We start from the raw sequence: 16,815 nt of genomic DNA on the forward strand, positions 1-16,815 counted from the left end.
GGGCGTGCGACCGGCGTCGCCACGCGCCGCGCGCGGCATCACTTGACCAGCGCGTCGACCTTCGCCCTCACGTCGGGGTTGGGGCACAGCGCCGAGCCGAACGCGAGTCGGAAGTCGGTGATGGCGTCCGTGACGATCGCCTTGCGGTAGTAGTCCGGCCAGGGCCGCTCGGCGAACGCGAGCACGGCCGCGCACCGGACGTCCGCCGGGACGGCGTCGTCCGAGGCGACCCGCGACAGCTGGTGGTTCACCTCGTAGGCCCGCGCGCTGATGCCCCCGAGCTCCCAGTTCAACGGCACCTGGACCATCGCGAACGCCCCGGCGAGCATGAGGAGCGCTGGTGCCAGCCGGCTGAGCCGCGGACCGTGCGCCGCGATCACCCAGGCGACCAGCAGGCTGGCGCTCACCATTCCCACGGAGTAGTAGAGGTACACCTGACCCGGAGTGGTGATCTCGCTGATGTACTTCGGCGTGAAGGCCTGCGTCGCCGTGGTCAGCGCCCAGCCGACGACGACGCCGACGACGAGCGGGAGCCAGGAGAGGCCACCAGGCTCGACCTCGACGGAGCGGCGCCGCCACGCCACCGCCAGCACGCCGAGACCCAGCACCATGGCGAGCCCGAGACCGATCGACGTGAGGGTCAGCGGCGCGCCGCCGGCGTTGGTGAGCAGGAACGGCAGCCCACCGCCCGGCAGCGCCCCGACCATCGCGGCCCACCACGTCGCCGCACCGGCCGGCCCGAAGGCCACCGCCGTCCCGGTGTAGTTGCTGACGTCCGCGGGCACGGCGAGGTACCGACCCGCAAGGAAGACGACCGCAGGCAGGAGCACCCCACCTGCCGCCAGGAGCAGCAGCCGCCGCACCTCCCGAACGTCGCCGCGGCGTCGCGCACGCAGGCCGGACAGGAGGTAGACCGCCGCAGCGCCGGCGACCATGCCCGTCAGCTCCTCGTAGTAGAGGACGGCGATCACGCCGACGGCGGAGACGAGCACCAGGTCGGTCCAGCCCCGCCGCCCGGGGACGGAGGCGCGCAGCGCGAGGCCGAGGACGAGGAACCCGATCGCGGCCGAGCCCCAGCCCGCCATGACGAACGTGCTCACGGGGTCGTTGGTCCACGGGTGCAGCTCGAGCGAGACGGCGACCACACCGGCGACCAGGGCGAAGGCCGGCGCGAGCGACGGCCGCGCCGACGACCGTCCCCCCACCTGTCGCATTCCCCACACGAGGGTCGCGGCGGCGGCGAGGACTGTGAGCCAGAGCACCACGGCATCCCCCGCCATGTGGTATCGCTGCGGGCTCCAACCCATGGCCGACGAGAACGCGAACGCACCGAAGTGGTACAGCGCGCCGATGGCCTGCCCCACCGGGTTGAAGTGCCCGGCCTTCATCCCCTGGCCCCAGCCGAAGGTCAGTGCCTGCCACGCGCTGCCGTGTGCCAGCGCGTAGGTCTCGAAGTACGCCTGCAGGTCGTCGCCGAGGATCGGGACCCGGGCGACCGGCAGCAGCGCCAAGGCGATCAGGAAGGTGCCGAGGGCCCACCAGCCCGCGGTACGGACGAGCCTCATGCGACTGACTCCGGAGCGGTCGGAGCCGCGGGCGACTGAGCGCGGCTGAAGTGATGGAGCAGGTAGAAGACGCCCGCGACGATCGCGCCGAGGACCCCGATGACGAGGGTCATCGCCCGCAGGTCCGGCAGCACCTGCCGAGCGAGCACCCACTGCGCCACCGACGCCGCGAGCAGCACGACGAGAGCGCGCCTGGAACGCGACGCCGTCAGGCGGATGAGGAGGCCCTGCGAGAGCGCCCATGGCACGTACGCCAGCGCGAGCGCGGGCAGGAGGCCCACGGCATCGGCGTAGCCCGAGCCGAAGAACAGGCGGATGACGAAGCCGCCGAGGACCGCGAGCGCGCCGGCTCCGAGCAGTCCGGTCCCCAGCACGGTGAGCAGGACGACGTTCACACCGAAGCGCATCGCGCCGTGGTCCTCGCGACGGTTCACGAACCGCGGCAGGAGGTACAGCGAGAGCGTCGTCGGCACGATCAGGATCAGCTTCGCCAGCACGGCCGCGGCGGCGAACATGCCGGCGGGGTGCTCGGGCGCCCCGGTGCGCACCAGCATGACGTCGATGTTGGTCAACCAGGCGAAGGCCAGCGTCAGCCCGATGAGCACGACGCTGTTCCTGGTGAACGCCGACGTCGACGTCCGCAACCCGGCACGGTCGGCCTGGACCGAGGCTGCGAGCGCTGCAGCACCGATCGCGAGGAGCACCGCCACGAGGATCGAGACGGCTCCGAGACCTGCCAGCAGGGCGACGCCGGCCAGCACGAGCCGTAGCACCTGCGAGCCCGTGGACCAGCCCGCCACCGCGGTCGCGCGCCCGGCACCTTGCAGCCTGCCCTGAGCGACGGAGAACAGGAAGCTCGGGAGCACCGTGGCGGCCGCGAGCAGGACCGCCATCACACTGGTGCCCAGCCGGCCGCTCAGCGGACCGGCCAACGCGGCGACCACGAGCGCGCCCCCGCCGCCGAGAGCGACACCCTCCACCATCGCGCCGTCCCACCGCCGAGGTGCAGCGGTTGCGTCCGGTGCACCGCTCAGCGTCCGCGCGGTCGCCACAGCGACGGAGTTCTGCAGCGCCGAGGCACCGATTGCGGCGATGTTGACGATGGACAGGAAGGCGGCGAGCAGCCCGAACGCGGCAGGGCCCAGACCTCGGCCGGTCAGCGCCTGGAACAGCGTGGAGGCGAGGATGCCGACGACGCTCACCGCGCCGACCGTCGCCAACGGTGCCGCGTGCCGCCGCAGGTAGCCCAGGCGCATGGCACGTCGCTCGTTCACGCGACATCCCGGTGGTGGTGCTGACCCAGCACGTGACGGCGTCGGGCGACGACCACCAGGTCGCGCAGCGCCTCCAGCGCCGCACCCGGACCCATGGTCGAGGTGAACTCGTACTCGAGCACGACCGGCGCCTCGACGACCCGCACGTCGTGGTCGACCAGGCGTGCGAGCAGCTCGAGATCGAAGGCGAAGCCACGGGAGGAGCAGTGCGCCAGCGCTTCGGCGACGGCGTCCCGCCGCATCGCCTTGATGCCGGTCTGCGTGTCACCCAGGTTCAGGCCGATCACGAGCCGCGTGGCCAGCCGGAATGCTCGACTCGCGACGCGCCGGGTCAGCGGGTAGGCGACCTGTGACTCCGGATGGACCTTGGAGCCGACGACCATGTCCGCCTCGCCGGCCTCGATCCGGTCGAGGTAGCCAGGAAGCACCACGGGATTGAGGTCCATGTCGCCGTCGAGGAACGCGACGAGGGGATGGGTACCGGCGGCGAAGCCGGTCTGCAGGGCGTGGCCCTTGCCCTGGTTCGGCTGATACTCCACGACGCGCACCTCGGGACGTCCGATGCCCCTCGCCAGCTCTGCCGTGCGGTCGGTGCACCCGTCGCAGACGACGACCACCTCGAACTCCCGGCCCGCGTGGTCGAGCACGCCGAGCAGCCGGGTGAGCGCCGGTACGATGCTCGCCTCCTCCTGGTAGGCGGGCACCACCACGCTGACGGCTGTCGACTCAGTCCCCATAACCCCGCCTCACCAGGTCTTCCACGACGATCTGCGACGGCGAGACGCCGTCGTCCTGCGGGGCCGTGCGGAGCACGTCGACGTCGCCGAGGAACTCTCGCAGCACCCCCATGTCCCAGCCCGACAGCAGGACGTTGGCGCCGAGGCCCTCGCCGCGCTCGGTCGCTCGACGATGGACGAGGGTCGGCACGCCCAGCATGGCGGCCTCCTCCTGCACCCCGCCGCTGTCCGTCACGATGAAGTCGGCTCCGGCGATCAGCTGCGTGAAGCTGGCGTGCGGCATCTTGTCCACGACGCGCACACGGTCAGGCGGCAGTGTCGGCAGCACGGTCCCGAGCGAGTGTCGCGCGAGGTCGTCGACCACCATCACCACCGGGGACCGGCTCTCGGCGACGATCGTCTGGAGCGTCTGCCGGACGAGCGACCCGTTGCCGAGGAACTCGAAGCGGTGCAGCAGCACGACGCCGTACCTCTCCCCCGTGCCCGCGTCCACAGCGCCGCGGACGCGGTCACGCACGGCGTCGATCACGGTGTTGCCCCCGGTCATCACGACGTCGCGACCCGCCAGGTGCCCAGCCGCCACCTCGGTCGGCGCGTAGTGGACGGTCGCGAGCCGGCCGACGATGCGGCGGTCCAGCTCTTCGGGGAACGGGTGCCGCCAGCTGCCGGAGCGCAGACCGGCCTCCACATGGGCGCTGTCCATCCGCATGGAACGCGCCAGCAGGGCGCCGACGACACTCGTCATCGTGTCGCCGTGGACCACCACGACGTCCTGCCCGCGCCGACCCCGAAGGGTCCGACGGTTCCGCAACGCCCACCGGCCGATCTGGCCGAGCCACGCGACCACGTCGAGCGGCCCGCGCAGGGGTCGCCCGCCCCGGCCCACCGCGAGCACGTGGTCGGGGTCGGGCACGCCGAGGCCGGGCAGGGCGTCCAGGACGGTATCGGCCTGCTGGAGGGTGACCCACTGCTGGAACGGGACGCCGCGCTGCTCCAGCCGGCGCATCACGGGTGCGAGCTTGATGGCCTCTGCCGTCGTCCCGTAGCAGAAGACGATCATCGAGCCACCGTCCCCGCTCCGACCACGAGCGCGCCACGGTGCACCAGCAGTCCGCGCAGCAGACCCAGCCAGTACGGCAGGACGAACACCGGGAGGTAGGCGACGTACGCAGCGACACCACGACGGGAGCAGCCGTGTGCGGCAGCCACCGCCGCTGGCGCGAGCACGGCCAGGAGCCCCGCCACGGCGAGCCATCCGATCACGGCCCAAGCTCCCGCTGCAGCCAGCCACCAGAGAAGGGCCAGGGCCACCAGCGGGGCGACGCCGAGACCGACCAGCGCTGCGGACCATCCCACGGAGACCCCGCCGAAGCTGTCCACCAAGAACGTTCCGCGGCCGAGGCTGTGCCGCACGAACGCACTCGTCGAGGTCCGCGGCCGGTACACCGCGCGAAAGCCTGGGTCGAGATGGATCGGCGTGCTGGCCGCGATGCCGCGGATCACCTTGGTGTCGTCGCTCGCGAGGGCGGCGTCCCCGGTCGGCCATGCCTCACGGCACGCCTCGATGAGCACCTCGCGCGGCGCGAGGAACACACCGGTGCCCTTCGGGTACCGGTTGTAGTCCTGGATCCCGAAGCTGACCGGCCTGGGGTTGCCGAGCCAACCGCCCCAGAAGACGTGCACCGGGACCTCCCAGAAGTGCCCGACGAGCGGCGCCTGCGGATCCGTCACAGCATGGCCGTTCCAGACGGTCAGGGCCGGGTCGGCCGCCATCGCCGTCTCCACGGTGACCAGCGCGTCTCTGTCGAGAAGCACCCGGCTGTCGAGCAGCAGGACCAGGCGGCCGGTCGCCTCCTGCATTCCTGCCCACCGGGCCAGGAACCGACCCTTGTTGGACTGGCGGACGAGGTGGAGCGGCACCGGGAACGAGCCAGCCAGCTCCCGGACGAGCGAGTCCGTGCCGTCCGTCGACCCGTCGTCCACGACGACGACCTCGGCGCGCCACGAGGTCCTGGCCAGCGCAGCGGCGCAGGCCGCGAGCGTCGAAGGAAGGTAGGGCTCGCTCTGGTAAGAGGGGATCACCACCGAGAGGTCCGGGGCAGGGCTAGGCACTCGGAACTCCCCTTCACGGCTGACAGACGGCCTCGCGTGCGGCGCGGAGCCCGCGGAAGTCTACCGGGGCACGGGAACCTCGAGCGGGTCCGGGGGTCCCGGAACGTCACGGGAAGCGGCTGACCGCCCGCGAGAGGTACTCGTCGCTGCCGATGATCATGGCCCGCAGCGCGTCCTCACCGTTCGCCTGCCAGTAGGGCGCCCAGGTGGACAGTCCGGTGGGGTCCGCAGAACGGCCGAGGTAGATCCCGAACGCCTCGTTCACGCGCCGCTGCGCACTTTCCAGCGACCGCCACACCCCGTTGCTCACGATGCCTCGGCCGCGGCTCGGGATCTGACTGACCCAGGAGCTGACCTCGGAGGCCGCCGGTGCTCGGCCGAGGATGTCCTGGTAGAGCCGTGCGACGTACGCCGGGTCGGTCCCGCCCGCACGGGCGTAGTACTCGTCGCTCTGGATCAGCTGGCCGCGCAGGTCCTCCACGCGGAGGCGCCCGGACATGATCGCCTGGCTCCAGGTCGCCAGCCCGGTCGGGTCCGGGGTCCGGCCCAGGATCTGCGCGTAGGCCTCGACCACCCGCCGGTTGACGTACTCGGCGCTGTGCGCGATCTGGTCACCCAGCGCGCTCGCCCCGGTGCCCGCCATCAGAGCGGCGGTCCATGTCGACAGGCCCGTCGGATCGACGGGCCGCTGCAGCATGTCGCTGTACAGCGCCTGCACCAGGGGCTCCGAGAACGCGATCTTGCTGGCCCGGTCACGGATCCATGCGAGCGTCGAGTACGCCCCGTCGCCCGGGCACGAGGTGTAGTCGACGTCACGGTGGCCCATCACCACGGGTTCCGTGACGGTCGTCCCCGTCGTGGTCGTCGGCCACCGCGACGTCTCGCCACCGTAGGTCGTGTAGGTCATCATCCCGCCGGGGTTGCGGCCGTACGCCGCAAGCCGCCAGCCGATCAGCTCAGCGAGCGCCTCCTGCGTCGCGGCGGAGGGCACGAGGCTGGTGTAGTCGCCGAGGATCGCCACGCCGAGCGTCCCGGTGTTGAAGCCGCCGGCGTGCACACCGATGACCGGCTCGGTCTCGCTGTTGGCCCGACCCTCGTAGATGTTTCCCCACTTGTCGACGACGAAGTTGTAGCCGAGGTCGCACCAGCCGCGGACGTTGATGTGGTACGCCTGGTCGTTCCGGATCATCTGCTCGGCCTGCGCGACCGTGGTGTAGCTGTTGGTGTCGGCCGTGTGGTGGATCACCGCGCCCACGAGCGTCGACGCCACGGCCGGTGTGCAGGCCTCGGGCGCCGCGCCCCACTGGTCCCGGGTGATGATGGTCGGCGCAGCCACGGCGGACGTCGCGAGCGCAGCCGCGGGTCGGGCGGACGCCGCGCGCGAGACGGTGCTCGAGGGCCTCCAGACCGCCGGCTGCGCCTGGGTCGTCGCGGCCTTGGACCCGACGAGCGCGACCTTCACGTCGGTCATCGCAGCGGTGCTCTTCGCGGCGAAGCCGACCTGCACCGCGTCCACCGAGCCGATCCAGACCGAGTCGGTGCCGGACCTGCCGCGGGCGGCCTCGGCTGAGCCCGGATCCGGGGCGCTGTCAGGCTGCGGCACCGGCTGCCAGCTCGACCACGTGTCGCCCACCTTCGTGCGGATCTGAGGCTGCAGCGTCGCGACGTCCTGGCCGGCGGGCCAGGTGATGCCGACGGTCTGGATCGACGTCGTGTCGATGGGAGCCGTCTCGACGACTCCGCTCGGGTCCTTCGCCGCCGCGACGACCGGCGCGGACGGTGCGACGGGCGGCGCATCGGGCGAAGCGGCCGAGGGTGCGCCCGACGGGGACGCCGTGGGCGACGCGGTCGGTGAGACCGATGGGGACGGCGTAGCCGAGGGCGTCCCGGTGCCGGTAGCCCCTGCCGAGGACACGGCCACGGCCATCTGGTTCACCGTCACGGGGTCCGCCGGAGCTCCTCCGCTCACCCCTTCGACGGTCCGGACGGCGCTCGCCCCCTGCTCCAGCACCCCGGCTGAGGACGACGCCTGCCCTCCGGACGTGTGCTGCTGCCCGTCGAGGATCGGCCCCGATACCAGGAGGGCCAGGGCCGCTATGAGTGCGAACGGGACGACGGGCTGGTGCATGGCTGATCCTGACGATGGCCGGGGCGGTCACAAGGAGATTCGGTCGCTCACCCGGTCGGGTCAAGGTTCCGCGCCAGCACTGTCTGAATCGTCCTGGAAAGTGAGGCGCCCGTCCTGGGAGGTGAGGCGCTCGGCCGGCAAGGTGAGGCGCCCAGCCGGTACCAGCCGCATCGATAGACTCCACGCCGTCTCTGGCCCAGGAGGACCGCATGCGCATGCTCGTCACCGGCGGAGCCGGGTTCATCGGCTCCAACTTCGTCCACCACACGGTGCGCGAGCACCCGGACGTGCACGTGACGGTGCTCGACGCGCTCACGTACGCCGGCGACGAGCGCAGCCTCGACCCCGTCGAGGGCAAGGTCGTCTTCGCCAAGGGCGACATCGCCGACCCGGACGTGGTCGACAGCCTGGTGAAGGACGTCGACGTGGTGGTCCACTTCGCCGCCGAGTCGCACAACGACAACTCGCTGCACGACCCGTGGCCGTTCGTCCGCACCAACGTCATCGGCACCTACCAGCTGCTCGAGGCGGTGCGCCGCCACGGCGTGCGGTACCACCACATCTCCACCGACGAGGTGTACGGGGACCTCGAGCTGGACGACCCGGCCAAGTTCACGCCGGACACCCCGTACAACCCGTCCAGCCCGTACTCGTCCACGAAGGCGTCGTCCGACCTGCTGGTCCGCGCCTGGGCCCGCAGCTTCGGCGTGCAGGCGACGATCTCCAACTGCTCGAACAACTACGGGCCGTACCAGCACGTCGAGAAGTTCATCCCCCGCCAGATCACCAACGTCGTCGACGGGGTGCGCCCCAAGCTGTACGGCACCGGGGAGAACGTCCGGGACTGGATCCACGTGGACGACCACAACGCCGCGGTGTGGACCATCCTGGAGAAGGGCCGCATCGGGGAGACGTACCTGATCGGCGCGGACGGCGAGAAGGACAACAAGACGGTCATCGAGCTGATCCTCGAGCTGATGGGCCAGGAGCCCACCGCCTACGACCACGTCAACGACCGCCCGGGTCACGACCTGCGGTACGCGATCGACGCCTCGAAGCTGCGCGACGAGCTCGGCTGGCGGCCGCAGTACACGACGTTCCGCGACGGCCTGGCCGCCACGATCGACTGGTACCGCGCGAACGAGGCGTGGTGGCGGCCGCAGAAGGACGCCACCGAGGCGAAGTACGCCCAGCTGGGCCGCTGATCTGCACAGATCCTCCACTGCGCCTGTCCGACCGCTCCCCCGCGCGCCGCGACACCGCTCCTAGGATCGACCCGTGCCAGCCCGCCACCAGTCAGTGCCGCATGCGCAGCAGCCCCGCCATGCGCGCGGCCTGAAGAGCCACAACGCCGTACGAGGCGTCGCCCTCGCGGCGGTCGCGCTCGTCGTCTTCGGCGCCTCGAGCGCGGTGGCGGTCGCACAGCGCCTGCAGAACAACATCACGACGGTCGACGTGAGCGGACTCACGGGCCCGCGCCCGTCGTCCAAGGCCGTCGCCAAGCCGGGCGACCCGAACGCCGGCCAGCCCGTGAACATCCTGGTGATGGGCTCCGACACACGGGCCGGGGTCAACGCGTCGATCGGCGGCAACGACTCCGGGCAGCGCTCGGACACCGCGATCGTGGTGCACATCTCCGCGGACCGGTCCCGCGTCGAGCTCGTGTCCATCCCGCGCGACTCGCTGGTGAAGATCCCGGTGTGCCAGGCGACCAACGGCAAGTCGTCGCGGGCGAGCAGCAGCGCGATGTTCAACTCGGCGTTCGCCACCGGCTGGGACATGGGCGGTGACATGGCGTCGGCGGCCGCCTGCGCGATCAAGACGGTCCAGCAGAACACCGGCGTGGCGATCGACCACTTCGCGGTCGTGGACTTCGCGGGCTTCCAGGCGATGGTCAACGCGATCGGCGGTGTGCCGATGTGCATCCCGCACGCCCTCCACGACACGTACAGCGGTCTGAACCTCCCGGCCGGCCAGCAGGTGCTCAACGGTCAGCAGGCCCTCGAGCTGGCCCGTGCCCGGCACGGCAACATCGGCGACGGCGGCGACCTGGACCGGATCGGCAACCAGCAGCGACTGATCCAGGCGATGGTCAACGAGGTCCTCTCCAAGAAGGTCCTGACCAACGTGCCGAACCTCGTCTCGTTCCTCTCCGCCGCGACGAGCTCGCTGACCACCGACTCCGGTCTGCAGCTGCAGAACCTGACCGGCCTGGCCTACAACCTGCGCAACATCAACCGCGACAACGTGGTCTTCATGACGATCCCCACCGGACCGGCGCCCAGCGACCCGAACCGGCTGGTGTGGACGTCGGCCGCGACCGCCATCTGGGCCAACATGGCGGCCGACAAGCCGATCCTCCAGGAGGCGGCGCAGCCGACGCCGACGACGGCGAGCACGCCGGCCAAGACGAGCACGGCGGGCGGCACCAAGTCGGGCACCGCGACACCGCCGGCTGCCGCAGCGACCCCGGCCGCCCCGGCCCCGTCGGCGTCCAAGGCGGCCGGGCACGAGGCGTTCACCTCCGCGGACAACACCGGTTCGTGCTCCTGAGCCGTCGCGGGCCGTCCGCCTGGGGGCCCCGGTCGTGACGGCCCAGGCCTCGACGGACGCCGGGGGCGCCCCAGGAGCTCGGCGCTCAGGCCTGGAAGCCCGTGCGTTGCTGGCCGAGGGCACGGAGACGCTCGCCCTTGCGCTCCGCGACCTCCCGCAGGCCGTCCTGGAACGCCACCATCGCGGTCCGCAGGCGTGCGGCCTGCTCGTCGGCACCGCTGGCCAGGATCCGGACCGCGAGCAGGCCGGCGTTCCGGGCGCCGCCGATCGACACGGTCGCCACGGGCACCCCCGACGGCATCTGCACGATGGACAGGAGGGAGTCCATGCCGTCCAGGTGCGCCAGCGGCACCGGGACCCCGACCACCGGCAGGGCAGTGGCTGCAGCGAGCATCCCGGGCAGGTGCGCGGCGCCGCCGGCACCCGCCACGACCACCCGCAGGCCTCGGTCAGCGGCCGTGCGGCCGTACTGGAGCATCTTGTCGGGCTGACGGTGGGCCGACACGACGTCCACCTCGACCGGCACCTCGAACTCCGCGAGGGCAGCCGCGGCAGCCTCCATCACGGGCCAGTCCGAGTCGGAACCCATGACGATCCCGACGAGCGGCTGTGCTGGCATGGCGTCCTCCGGTGCGGTGCGTTCTGCTGCGGGCGGTCCCATGATGCCGCCCCGCCGACCGGGGGTGGCGCATCCGTCCTGGCCAGCGGGCCGGTAGCACCCGCGAGGCGCGCCCGTCTCGCCAGGTCGCAGCGAGGTCCGTTCCGTACGATCGACGAGCACCCGGCCCGACCGGTCGGGACCAGGGGCGGCACCGAGGAGGACCAGTGAGCAACGAGCGACGTGCGGCTGGGACGCCGCCACCGAGCTTCGACCCCGGTGCCCGGCGCCCACGCCCGGATGGCGCGGAGGACTCGCCGATCGTCGTGGGCACGTCGCACCCGAGCCGCCCGGCGACGCCTCGCCGGCCCGTCCCGCCCACGGGTGCACCACCGGCGGTCCCGCCTGCAGCACCGCGGCGCCAGTCGCGACCCGCCGTGCCGGGGGCAGTGCCGGCGGCCGAGCCGACTCCCACCCGCATCGACCGGGCAGTGCCGCGCGCGGATCCCCGCCCGGGCCACGACGCCCGGCCTCCGGGCTCGACGCACGCGATCCCCGCACCGGTCCGACCGGCGGCCGCCGCTCGGCGCACCGTCTCCTCCTCCGGCCGTCCCGTCTCGCAGGTCGGCGGAGCCGCACCGGTGCGCGGCGGTCAGCCGGAGCGGCCGACGACAGGACCCGGACCGGCGGGACGTACGCGCGTCCACCGCCGCCGTCGTGCCGTCGTCCTGACGCTCGTCCTGGTGCTGGTGCTGCTGCTGGCCTGGCCCGTGGGCCTGGCCATGTGGGCGAACGGCCGCCTGCACCACGTCTCCGCGCTCTCCACCGCGACGTCCACACCCGGGACCACCTACCTGCTCGCCGGTTCCGACCAGCGGCCGGCGGACATGCAGGACGGCACCGCCGGAGCGCGGTCCGACACGATCCTGCTGCTGCACGTGCCGACCAGCGGTCCGACGGCCCTGATCAGCATCCCGCGGGACAGCTACGTCCCGATCCCCGGTCACGGCTCCAACAAGATCAACGCCGCCTACTCCTGGGGTGGTCCCAAGCTGCTGGTCGCCACGGTGGAGAAGCTGACCGGGATGAAGGTGGACCACTACGTCGAGGTCGGCTTCGGCGGCATCGAGACCGTGGTGAACGCCGTCGGCGGTGTCCACCTGTGCTCCGACCTCAACGTCCACGACCAGCTGAGCGGGCTCGTGTGGACACCGGGCTGCCGCACGGTCGACGGGACGGCGGCGCTGGCCTTCTCGCGGATGCGCTACTCCGACCCGACCGGGGACGTCGGCCGCACGGCGCGCCAGCGGCAGGTGATCTCGGCGATCACCAAGGTCGCAGCCTCGCCCTCCGTCCTCCTGGCTCCCGGCAAGCAGGTGGCGCTGGTCCGGGCGGGCACCGACTCGCTGACGGTCGACGACGCCACCGGAGTGCTGGACCTCGGCCGCCTCGCGCTCGACTTCCGGGCGGCGACGGGCCCGAAGGGCATCACGGGTACACCACCGATCAAGAACCTCGACTACCGACCCGGCAACGCCGGGTCGACGGTCCAGCTGGACCCGGTGGCCACGCCGACCTTCTTCGCCCAGATCAGGGACGGCAAGCTGCCTGCGGGCACCGTCGGAGGCACCCCGAAATGAGGTGACCTCCGGGCTCAGGCGGTGTCGCCCCGGAGCAGGGCTGCGGCACGGCGTGCCCGGTCGCGGACGTCGTCGAGGTCGTCGCCGCTGACGTTCACGTGGCCGAGCTTGCGTCCGGCGCGCACCTCCTTGCCGTAGAGGTGCACCTTGGCCCCCGCGTCCGCCGCGGCGACCGCCGGCAGGGCCGCGGTGGGGTCGGGCAGCGAGGTACCGAGCACGTTGGCCATCACCGTCCAGCGCGCTCGCGGCGAGGGGTCGCCCAGAGGCAGGTCGAGAACGGCCCGCAGATGCTGCTCGAACTGGCTGGTCACCGCGCCGTCGATGGTCCAGTGGCCGCTGTTGTGCGGACGCATGGCCAGCTCGTTGACGAGAACGCGGGGCGGCCCACCGGCCTCGTCCGGTACCTCGAACAGCTCGACGGCGAGCACTCCCGTGACGCCGAGGCCCTCCGCGACGGCACGTGCGACGGCCTCGGCGCGCGCCTCGGTCGCCGGGTGGAGACCAGGAGCCGGTGCGGTCACCTCGGAGCAGACGCCGTCCACCTGGACGGACTCGACCACCGGCCAGCAGACCAGCTCGCCCGAAGGTCGCCGTGCGACCAGCGCCGCGAGCTCGCGGCTGAACGGCACCCGCTCCTCCACCAGCAGCGGCGCCCCGGAGCCGTCCGCCGCGGCCGCGAACCAGTCGCTCACCTCGTCGGCCGAGGAGACCACCCGGACGCCCTTGCCGTCGTACCCCCCGTGGGACGTCTTCACCACCGCGCTGCCGCCGTGGCTCTCGAGGAACTCCGTCAGCTCCAGCTCGGTGGAGACGGGCGCCCACTCCGGGCACGGGACCCCGAGTGCGGTGAGCCGTGACCGCATGACGATCTTGTCCTGCGCGTGCCGCAGCGCACCGGCGGACGGGTGCACCGCGACGCCACGGGCGGCCAGTGCGTCCAGCACGCTGTTCGGGACGTGCTCATGCTCGAACGTCAGCACGTCCGCACCCTCGGCCAGCTGTTCGAGCACCCCCGGTTCGCGTGGCATCCCGACCGGCGAGTCGACCACGACCTGCGCGGCGGAGGACGTGGCCGACTCGACGAGGACACGAAGGTGCAGGCCGAGCGCGGTCGCGGCCGGCGTCATCATGCGCGCCAGCTGGCCGCCTCCGACCACCGCGACCACCGGAGGGCTGCCCACGGGGAACGTCACGGTCCAGGAGCGTAACTGCGCGAGCTGCGGCAGGCCCTCCGCTGCACGCCACCTGAGAACCGATGTGGGAGTGTGGTGGAGGTCGCACCGCTCACCGCCCCTAGCCCAGGCCGCGCTCAGGCTCCGGCGATATGGTTTCCGAGTGACAGCCGCCGACGAGACCCTCGTCCCCCATGCCCTGGACCGGGCCCGTACCCGGACCGTGGCCGAGGACGACGCGCTCCTGCTCGAGGAGCCGCTCTCCGGGCGCTTCACCGTGGGCGGCCGGCTCAACATGGCCGCCCTGCGCGCGTGGCTCTGGGAGATGGCGCGCTTCCTCGCCGTCGGCGGCCTCTCCTTCGTGGTCGACCTCGGCCTGTTCAACCTGCTGCTCTACGGCCCCGGCCACCTGCTCGGGCACAAGCCCCTGACCGCGAAGATCCTCTCGGTCACGCTGGCGACCCTCGTGTCCTGGGTGGGCAACCGGTACTGGACCTTCTCCGAGCACAAGACCAGCCGCGGTGTGCGTGAGCTGGTCGTCTACGGCGCCATCAACGTGGTGGGCGCCCTGGTGCCCGTGGGGACGCTGGCGTTCTCGCGCTACACGCTGGCACTGGCCGGTCCTCTCGCGGACAACGTCTCCACGGTCATCGGCATCGCTGCGGCGACCGTGCTGCGGTACGTCGGCTACAAGAAGTGGGTGTTCACGGGTTCCGCGGCGGGCGCGAACGCCGTCGCCGAGACGGTCTGACCCCTCGCCGGCCGGCCGCCACCCCGCGGCGGCCAGCAACCCGTGCCGCATCCCGCTGCACCAGGTGCCTGTGCGGCGACGGTGCGCCCCGCGTGAGGAGTCGGCGTCAGCGCCGCCGGCGCTCCCCCTTGGTGGACACCGCGGCTCCTCGAGGCAGCACGACGTCGGGTGCCAGCGCCGCCGGCACGCCGGCCAGGAAGAGGGCGAACACCGCGGGGCGCCGCTGCGCGAGCTCCAACCTGCCGCCGTCGGCGTTCACCAGGTCGCGGGCCAGCGCGAGCCCCAGACCGGTCCCGGCACCGGACGTCACCTCGCGCTCGAAGATCCGCGGTGCGAGGTCGTCGGGCACGCCCTGACCCTCGTCCGCCACCTCGACCACCACCGCACCGGAGGGTCCCCCGCTACGAGCCCGGACCGTCGTGGTGCCGGCGCCGTGCTTCAACGAGTTCTCGATCAGCGTCGCGAGCACCTGTGCGAGGGCGCCGGGCGTGGCCAGCACCTGCGTGGTGCGATCGACGTCGACGACGAGCTCGCGGTCGGCGACGGCGAAGGGACGCTCCCACTCCTCCTGCTGCTGGTGGACCACCTCCCAGAGGACGACGGCCTCCGTGGTCCCGCCCTGGGCCTTGCGCGAACGTGAGAGCAGGTCGTCGACGACGCGCACCAGCCGCTCGACCTGCTCGAGGCAGATCCGCGCCTCCTCCTTGACCTCGGGCTCGCCCGTGGTGAGCGTGATCTCCTCCAGCCGCATCGTGAGCGCGGTCAGCGGGGTGCGCAGCTGGTGCGAGGCATCCGAGGCGAACTGCCGCTCGGCGGCCAGCCGGCCGGCCATGCGGTCGGCGCTGCGCGCCAGCTCGGCGGCGACCAGGTCGATCTCCTCCACGCCGGACGGCTCGAGGTGGGGCCGTACCTGGCCGGAGCCGAGCTGCTCGGCCGACGCGGCCAGGTACACGAGAGGTGCCGCGAGGCGGTTCGCCTGCCAGATCGCCATGGCGATGCCCGCGGCGAACGCGACGACGGCGGCGACGACGACGAGTGCGATCACCCGCGCCGAGCGCCAGAACACGTCCCACCAGGAGACGTACAGCGCCACCGAGGCGCCGTCGGTGCTGGTGACGTCGACGGACAGGACCCGGCCGGACATCGTCGGACCCGCCGTGTACACGGAGCCGTCCGGACCGTGCACCACGACGGAGGAGGAGATGTCCCCGCCGCCTCCCGTGTACGGCTCGAGCATCGTGTCCGTGAGGTCGATCTGCTGGTCGATCCGGAAGTCGACCGCCCGCGCCGCAGAGGTCGCGCGGGCCTCGAGACCGCGCATCTCGCTCTCCCGCACCAGCTGGGCGCCGAGGAAGGCGAGCGGGAACCCCAGCAGCACCACCGCGACGGTGACCGCCGCGATCGTGGCCTGCAGGACGCGACGGCGCACCGGCTAGACCCGGTCGAGCGCGCTGGGTGCGGTCTCGAAGCGGAAGCCCATCCCGCGCACGGTGGTGATGTACCGCGGCGCGTTGGCGTCGTCGCCGAGCTTGCGGCGCAGCCACGAGACGTGCATGTCCAGGGTCTTGGTCGAACCCGTCGGGTCCGATCCCCAGACCTCGCGCATCAGGCCGTCACGGCCGACGACGGCACCGGCCGACCCGACCAGGACACGGAGGAGCTCGAACTCCTTGGCCGTCAGGTGCAGTTCGCGCTCTCCCTGGAACGCCCGGTGCGCCGTGACGTCGACCCGCACGTCCTGCGCGTGCAGCTCGTCGTCCTCCACGAGCTCGGCGCCGCTGCGCCGCAGGAGGGCACGGACCCGTGCGAGCAGCTCGGCGAGCCGGAACGGCTTGGTCACGTAGTCGTCGGCACCGGCGTCGAGGCCGACGACGAGGTCGACCTCGTCGGCGCGTGCGGTGAGCACCAGCACAGGCGTGCTGAGGCCCTGGTGGCGGATGGCGCGGGCGACGTCGAGGCCGTCCATGTCCGGAAGACCGAGGTCCAGCACGACGAGGTCCGCCGTCGGCGCACCGTCGATCGCGCCTTGACCGGTTCCTTGCACGTCCACGTCATAACCTTCACGCCCGAGGGCCCGGGCCAAAGGTTCTGCAATCGCCGGATCGTCCTCCGCCAGCAGCACCTGGGTCATTGGCCCATGCTAGGTCACGAGCGGGTCTGCTCCGCCACCGGCGTGCAGGTGGGGCGGACTTTCGCACGGCGCCCGAACCGACCGGCGCCCCTGGGGATCCCCACGCGGCTGCGCGTACGGTCCGGCTGGGCCGACGGGTCGGCGTCTCGACGAC

At 72.2% G+C, this 16,815-nt stretch carries 14 protein-coding genes; 4 read left to right on the top strand and 10 right to left on the bottom strand.

Features of this window, described 5'->3' with window-relative positions; translation table 11 throughout:
* Positions 1-38: 38 nt before the first annotated feature.
* The 6 genes from N0B34_RS00960 to N0B34_RS00985 all read right to left on the bottom strand — a co-directional run bounded on the left by N0B34_RS00960 (position 39) and on the right by N0B34_RS00985 (position 7,816).
* A complete protein-coding gene (locus N0B34_RS00960; RefSeq protein WP_263729310.1) occupies positions 39-1,565 on the bottom strand; it encodes a hypothetical protein in 1,527 nt (508 codons plus the stop codon).
* Positions 1,562-2,839, bottom strand: coding sequence for a lipopolysaccharide biosynthesis protein (locus N0B34_RS00965; RefSeq protein ID WP_263729311.1), 1,278 nt, complete (start codon positions 2,837-2,839; stop codon positions 1,562-1,564). Before N0B34_RS00965 ends, N0B34_RS00960 begins: the two co-directional genes overlap by 4 nt.
* Positions 2,836-3,576, bottom strand: coding sequence for a glycosyltransferase family 2 protein (locus tag N0B34_RS00970; RefSeq protein WP_263729312.1), 741 nt, complete (start codon positions 3,574-3,576; stop codon positions 2,836-2,838). Before N0B34_RS00970 ends, N0B34_RS00965 begins: the two co-directional genes overlap by 4 nt.
* A complete protein-coding gene (locus tag N0B34_RS00975; protein ID WP_263729313.1) occupies positions 3,566-4,636 on the bottom strand; it encodes a UDP-N-acetylglucosamine 2-epimerase in 1,071 nt (356 codons plus the stop codon). Before N0B34_RS00975 ends, N0B34_RS00970 begins: the two co-directional genes overlap by 11 nt.
* On the bottom strand, positions 4,633-5,688 hold the full coding sequence (locus tag N0B34_RS00980) for a glycosyltransferase family 2 protein (RefSeq protein WP_263729314.1): 1,056 nt from the start codon (positions 5,686-5,688) through the stop codon (positions 4,633-4,635). The genes N0B34_RS00975 and N0B34_RS00980 overlap by 4 nt, the downstream gene beginning before the upstream one ends.
* Before the next feature lie 106 nt (positions 5,689-5,794).
* Positions 5,795-7,816: a DUF4214 domain-containing protein gene (locus N0B34_RS00985; RefSeq protein ID WP_263729315.1), complete on the bottom strand. Its 2,022-nt coding sequence runs from the start codon at positions 7,814-7,816 to the stop codon at positions 5,795-5,797.
* A gap of 209 nt (positions 7,817-8,025) precedes the next feature.
* Here N0B34_RS00985 and rfbB point away from each other — a divergent pair, with 209 nt between their 5' ends.
* A complete protein-coding gene (rfbB, locus tag N0B34_RS00990) occupies positions 8,026-9,021 on the top strand; it encodes a dTDP-glucose 4,6-dehydratase (protein ID WP_263729316.1) in 996 nt (331 codons plus the stop codon).
* Between the two features lie 73 nt (positions 9,022-9,094).
* The gene (locus N0B34_RS00995; protein WP_263729317.1) at positions 9,095-10,369 is read left to right on the top strand and encodes an LCP family protein; all 1,275 of its coding nucleotides are present in this window, start codon (positions 9,095-9,097) and stop codon (positions 10,367-10,369) included.
* 85 nt (positions 10,370-10,454) lie between these two features.
* On the opposite strand, the gene purE is transcribed toward N0B34_RS00995, so the two are convergent.
* On the bottom strand, positions 10,455-10,988 hold the full coding sequence (gene purE, locus N0B34_RS01000) for a 5-(carboxyamino)imidazole ribonucleotide mutase (protein WP_263729318.1): 534 nt from the start codon (positions 10,986-10,988) through the stop codon (positions 10,455-10,457).
* A gap of 722 nt (positions 10,989-11,710) precedes the next feature.
* Here purE and N0B34_RS01005 point away from each other — a divergent pair.
* Entirely contained in the window at positions 11,711-12,607 is an 897-nt protein-coding gene (locus N0B34_RS01005; protein WP_263729319.1) for an LCP family protein, read from the top strand.
* Positions 12,608-12,621: 14 nt separating this feature from the next.
* Here N0B34_RS01005 and N0B34_RS01010 read toward each other — a convergent pair whose 3' ends face one another.
* Positions 12,622-13,737, bottom strand: a complete 1,116-nt coding sequence (locus N0B34_RS01010) for a 5-(carboxyamino)imidazole ribonucleotide synthase (RefSeq protein WP_412175691.1) — start codon at positions 13,735-13,737, stop codon at positions 12,622-12,624.
* Positions 13,738-13,942: 205 nt separating this feature from the next.
* Here N0B34_RS01010 and N0B34_RS01015 point away from each other — a divergent pair, with 205 nt between their 5' ends.
* On the top strand, positions 13,943-14,530 hold the full coding sequence (locus tag N0B34_RS01015) for a GtrA family protein (protein ID WP_263729321.1): 588 nt from the start codon (positions 13,943-13,945) through the stop codon (positions 14,528-14,530).
* A 106-nt stretch (positions 14,531-14,636) separates the two neighbouring features.
* Here N0B34_RS01015 and N0B34_RS01020 read toward each other — a convergent pair whose 3' ends face one another.
* Together N0B34_RS01020 and N0B34_RS01025 are read right to left on the bottom strand one after the other, a co-directional pair.
* Positions 14,637-15,959 carry an ATP-binding protein gene (locus tag N0B34_RS01020; RefSeq protein ID WP_263729323.1) on the bottom strand — a complete coding sequence of 441 codons (1,323 nt, stop codon included), beginning with the start codon at positions 15,957-15,959 and terminating at the stop codon, positions 14,637-14,639.
* Positions 15,960-15,962: 3 nt separating this feature from the next.
* Positions 15,963-16,661, bottom strand: a complete 699-nt coding sequence (locus N0B34_RS01025) for a response regulator transcription factor (RefSeq protein WP_263729324.1) — start codon at positions 16,659-16,661, stop codon at positions 15,963-15,965.
* Positions 16,662-16,815: the final 154 nt, after the last annotated feature.

Source organism: Cellulomonas sp. SG140 (assembly GCF_025770785.1).
GTDB lineage: Bacteria > Actinomycetota > Actinomycetes > Actinomycetales > Cellulomonadaceae > Cellulomonas.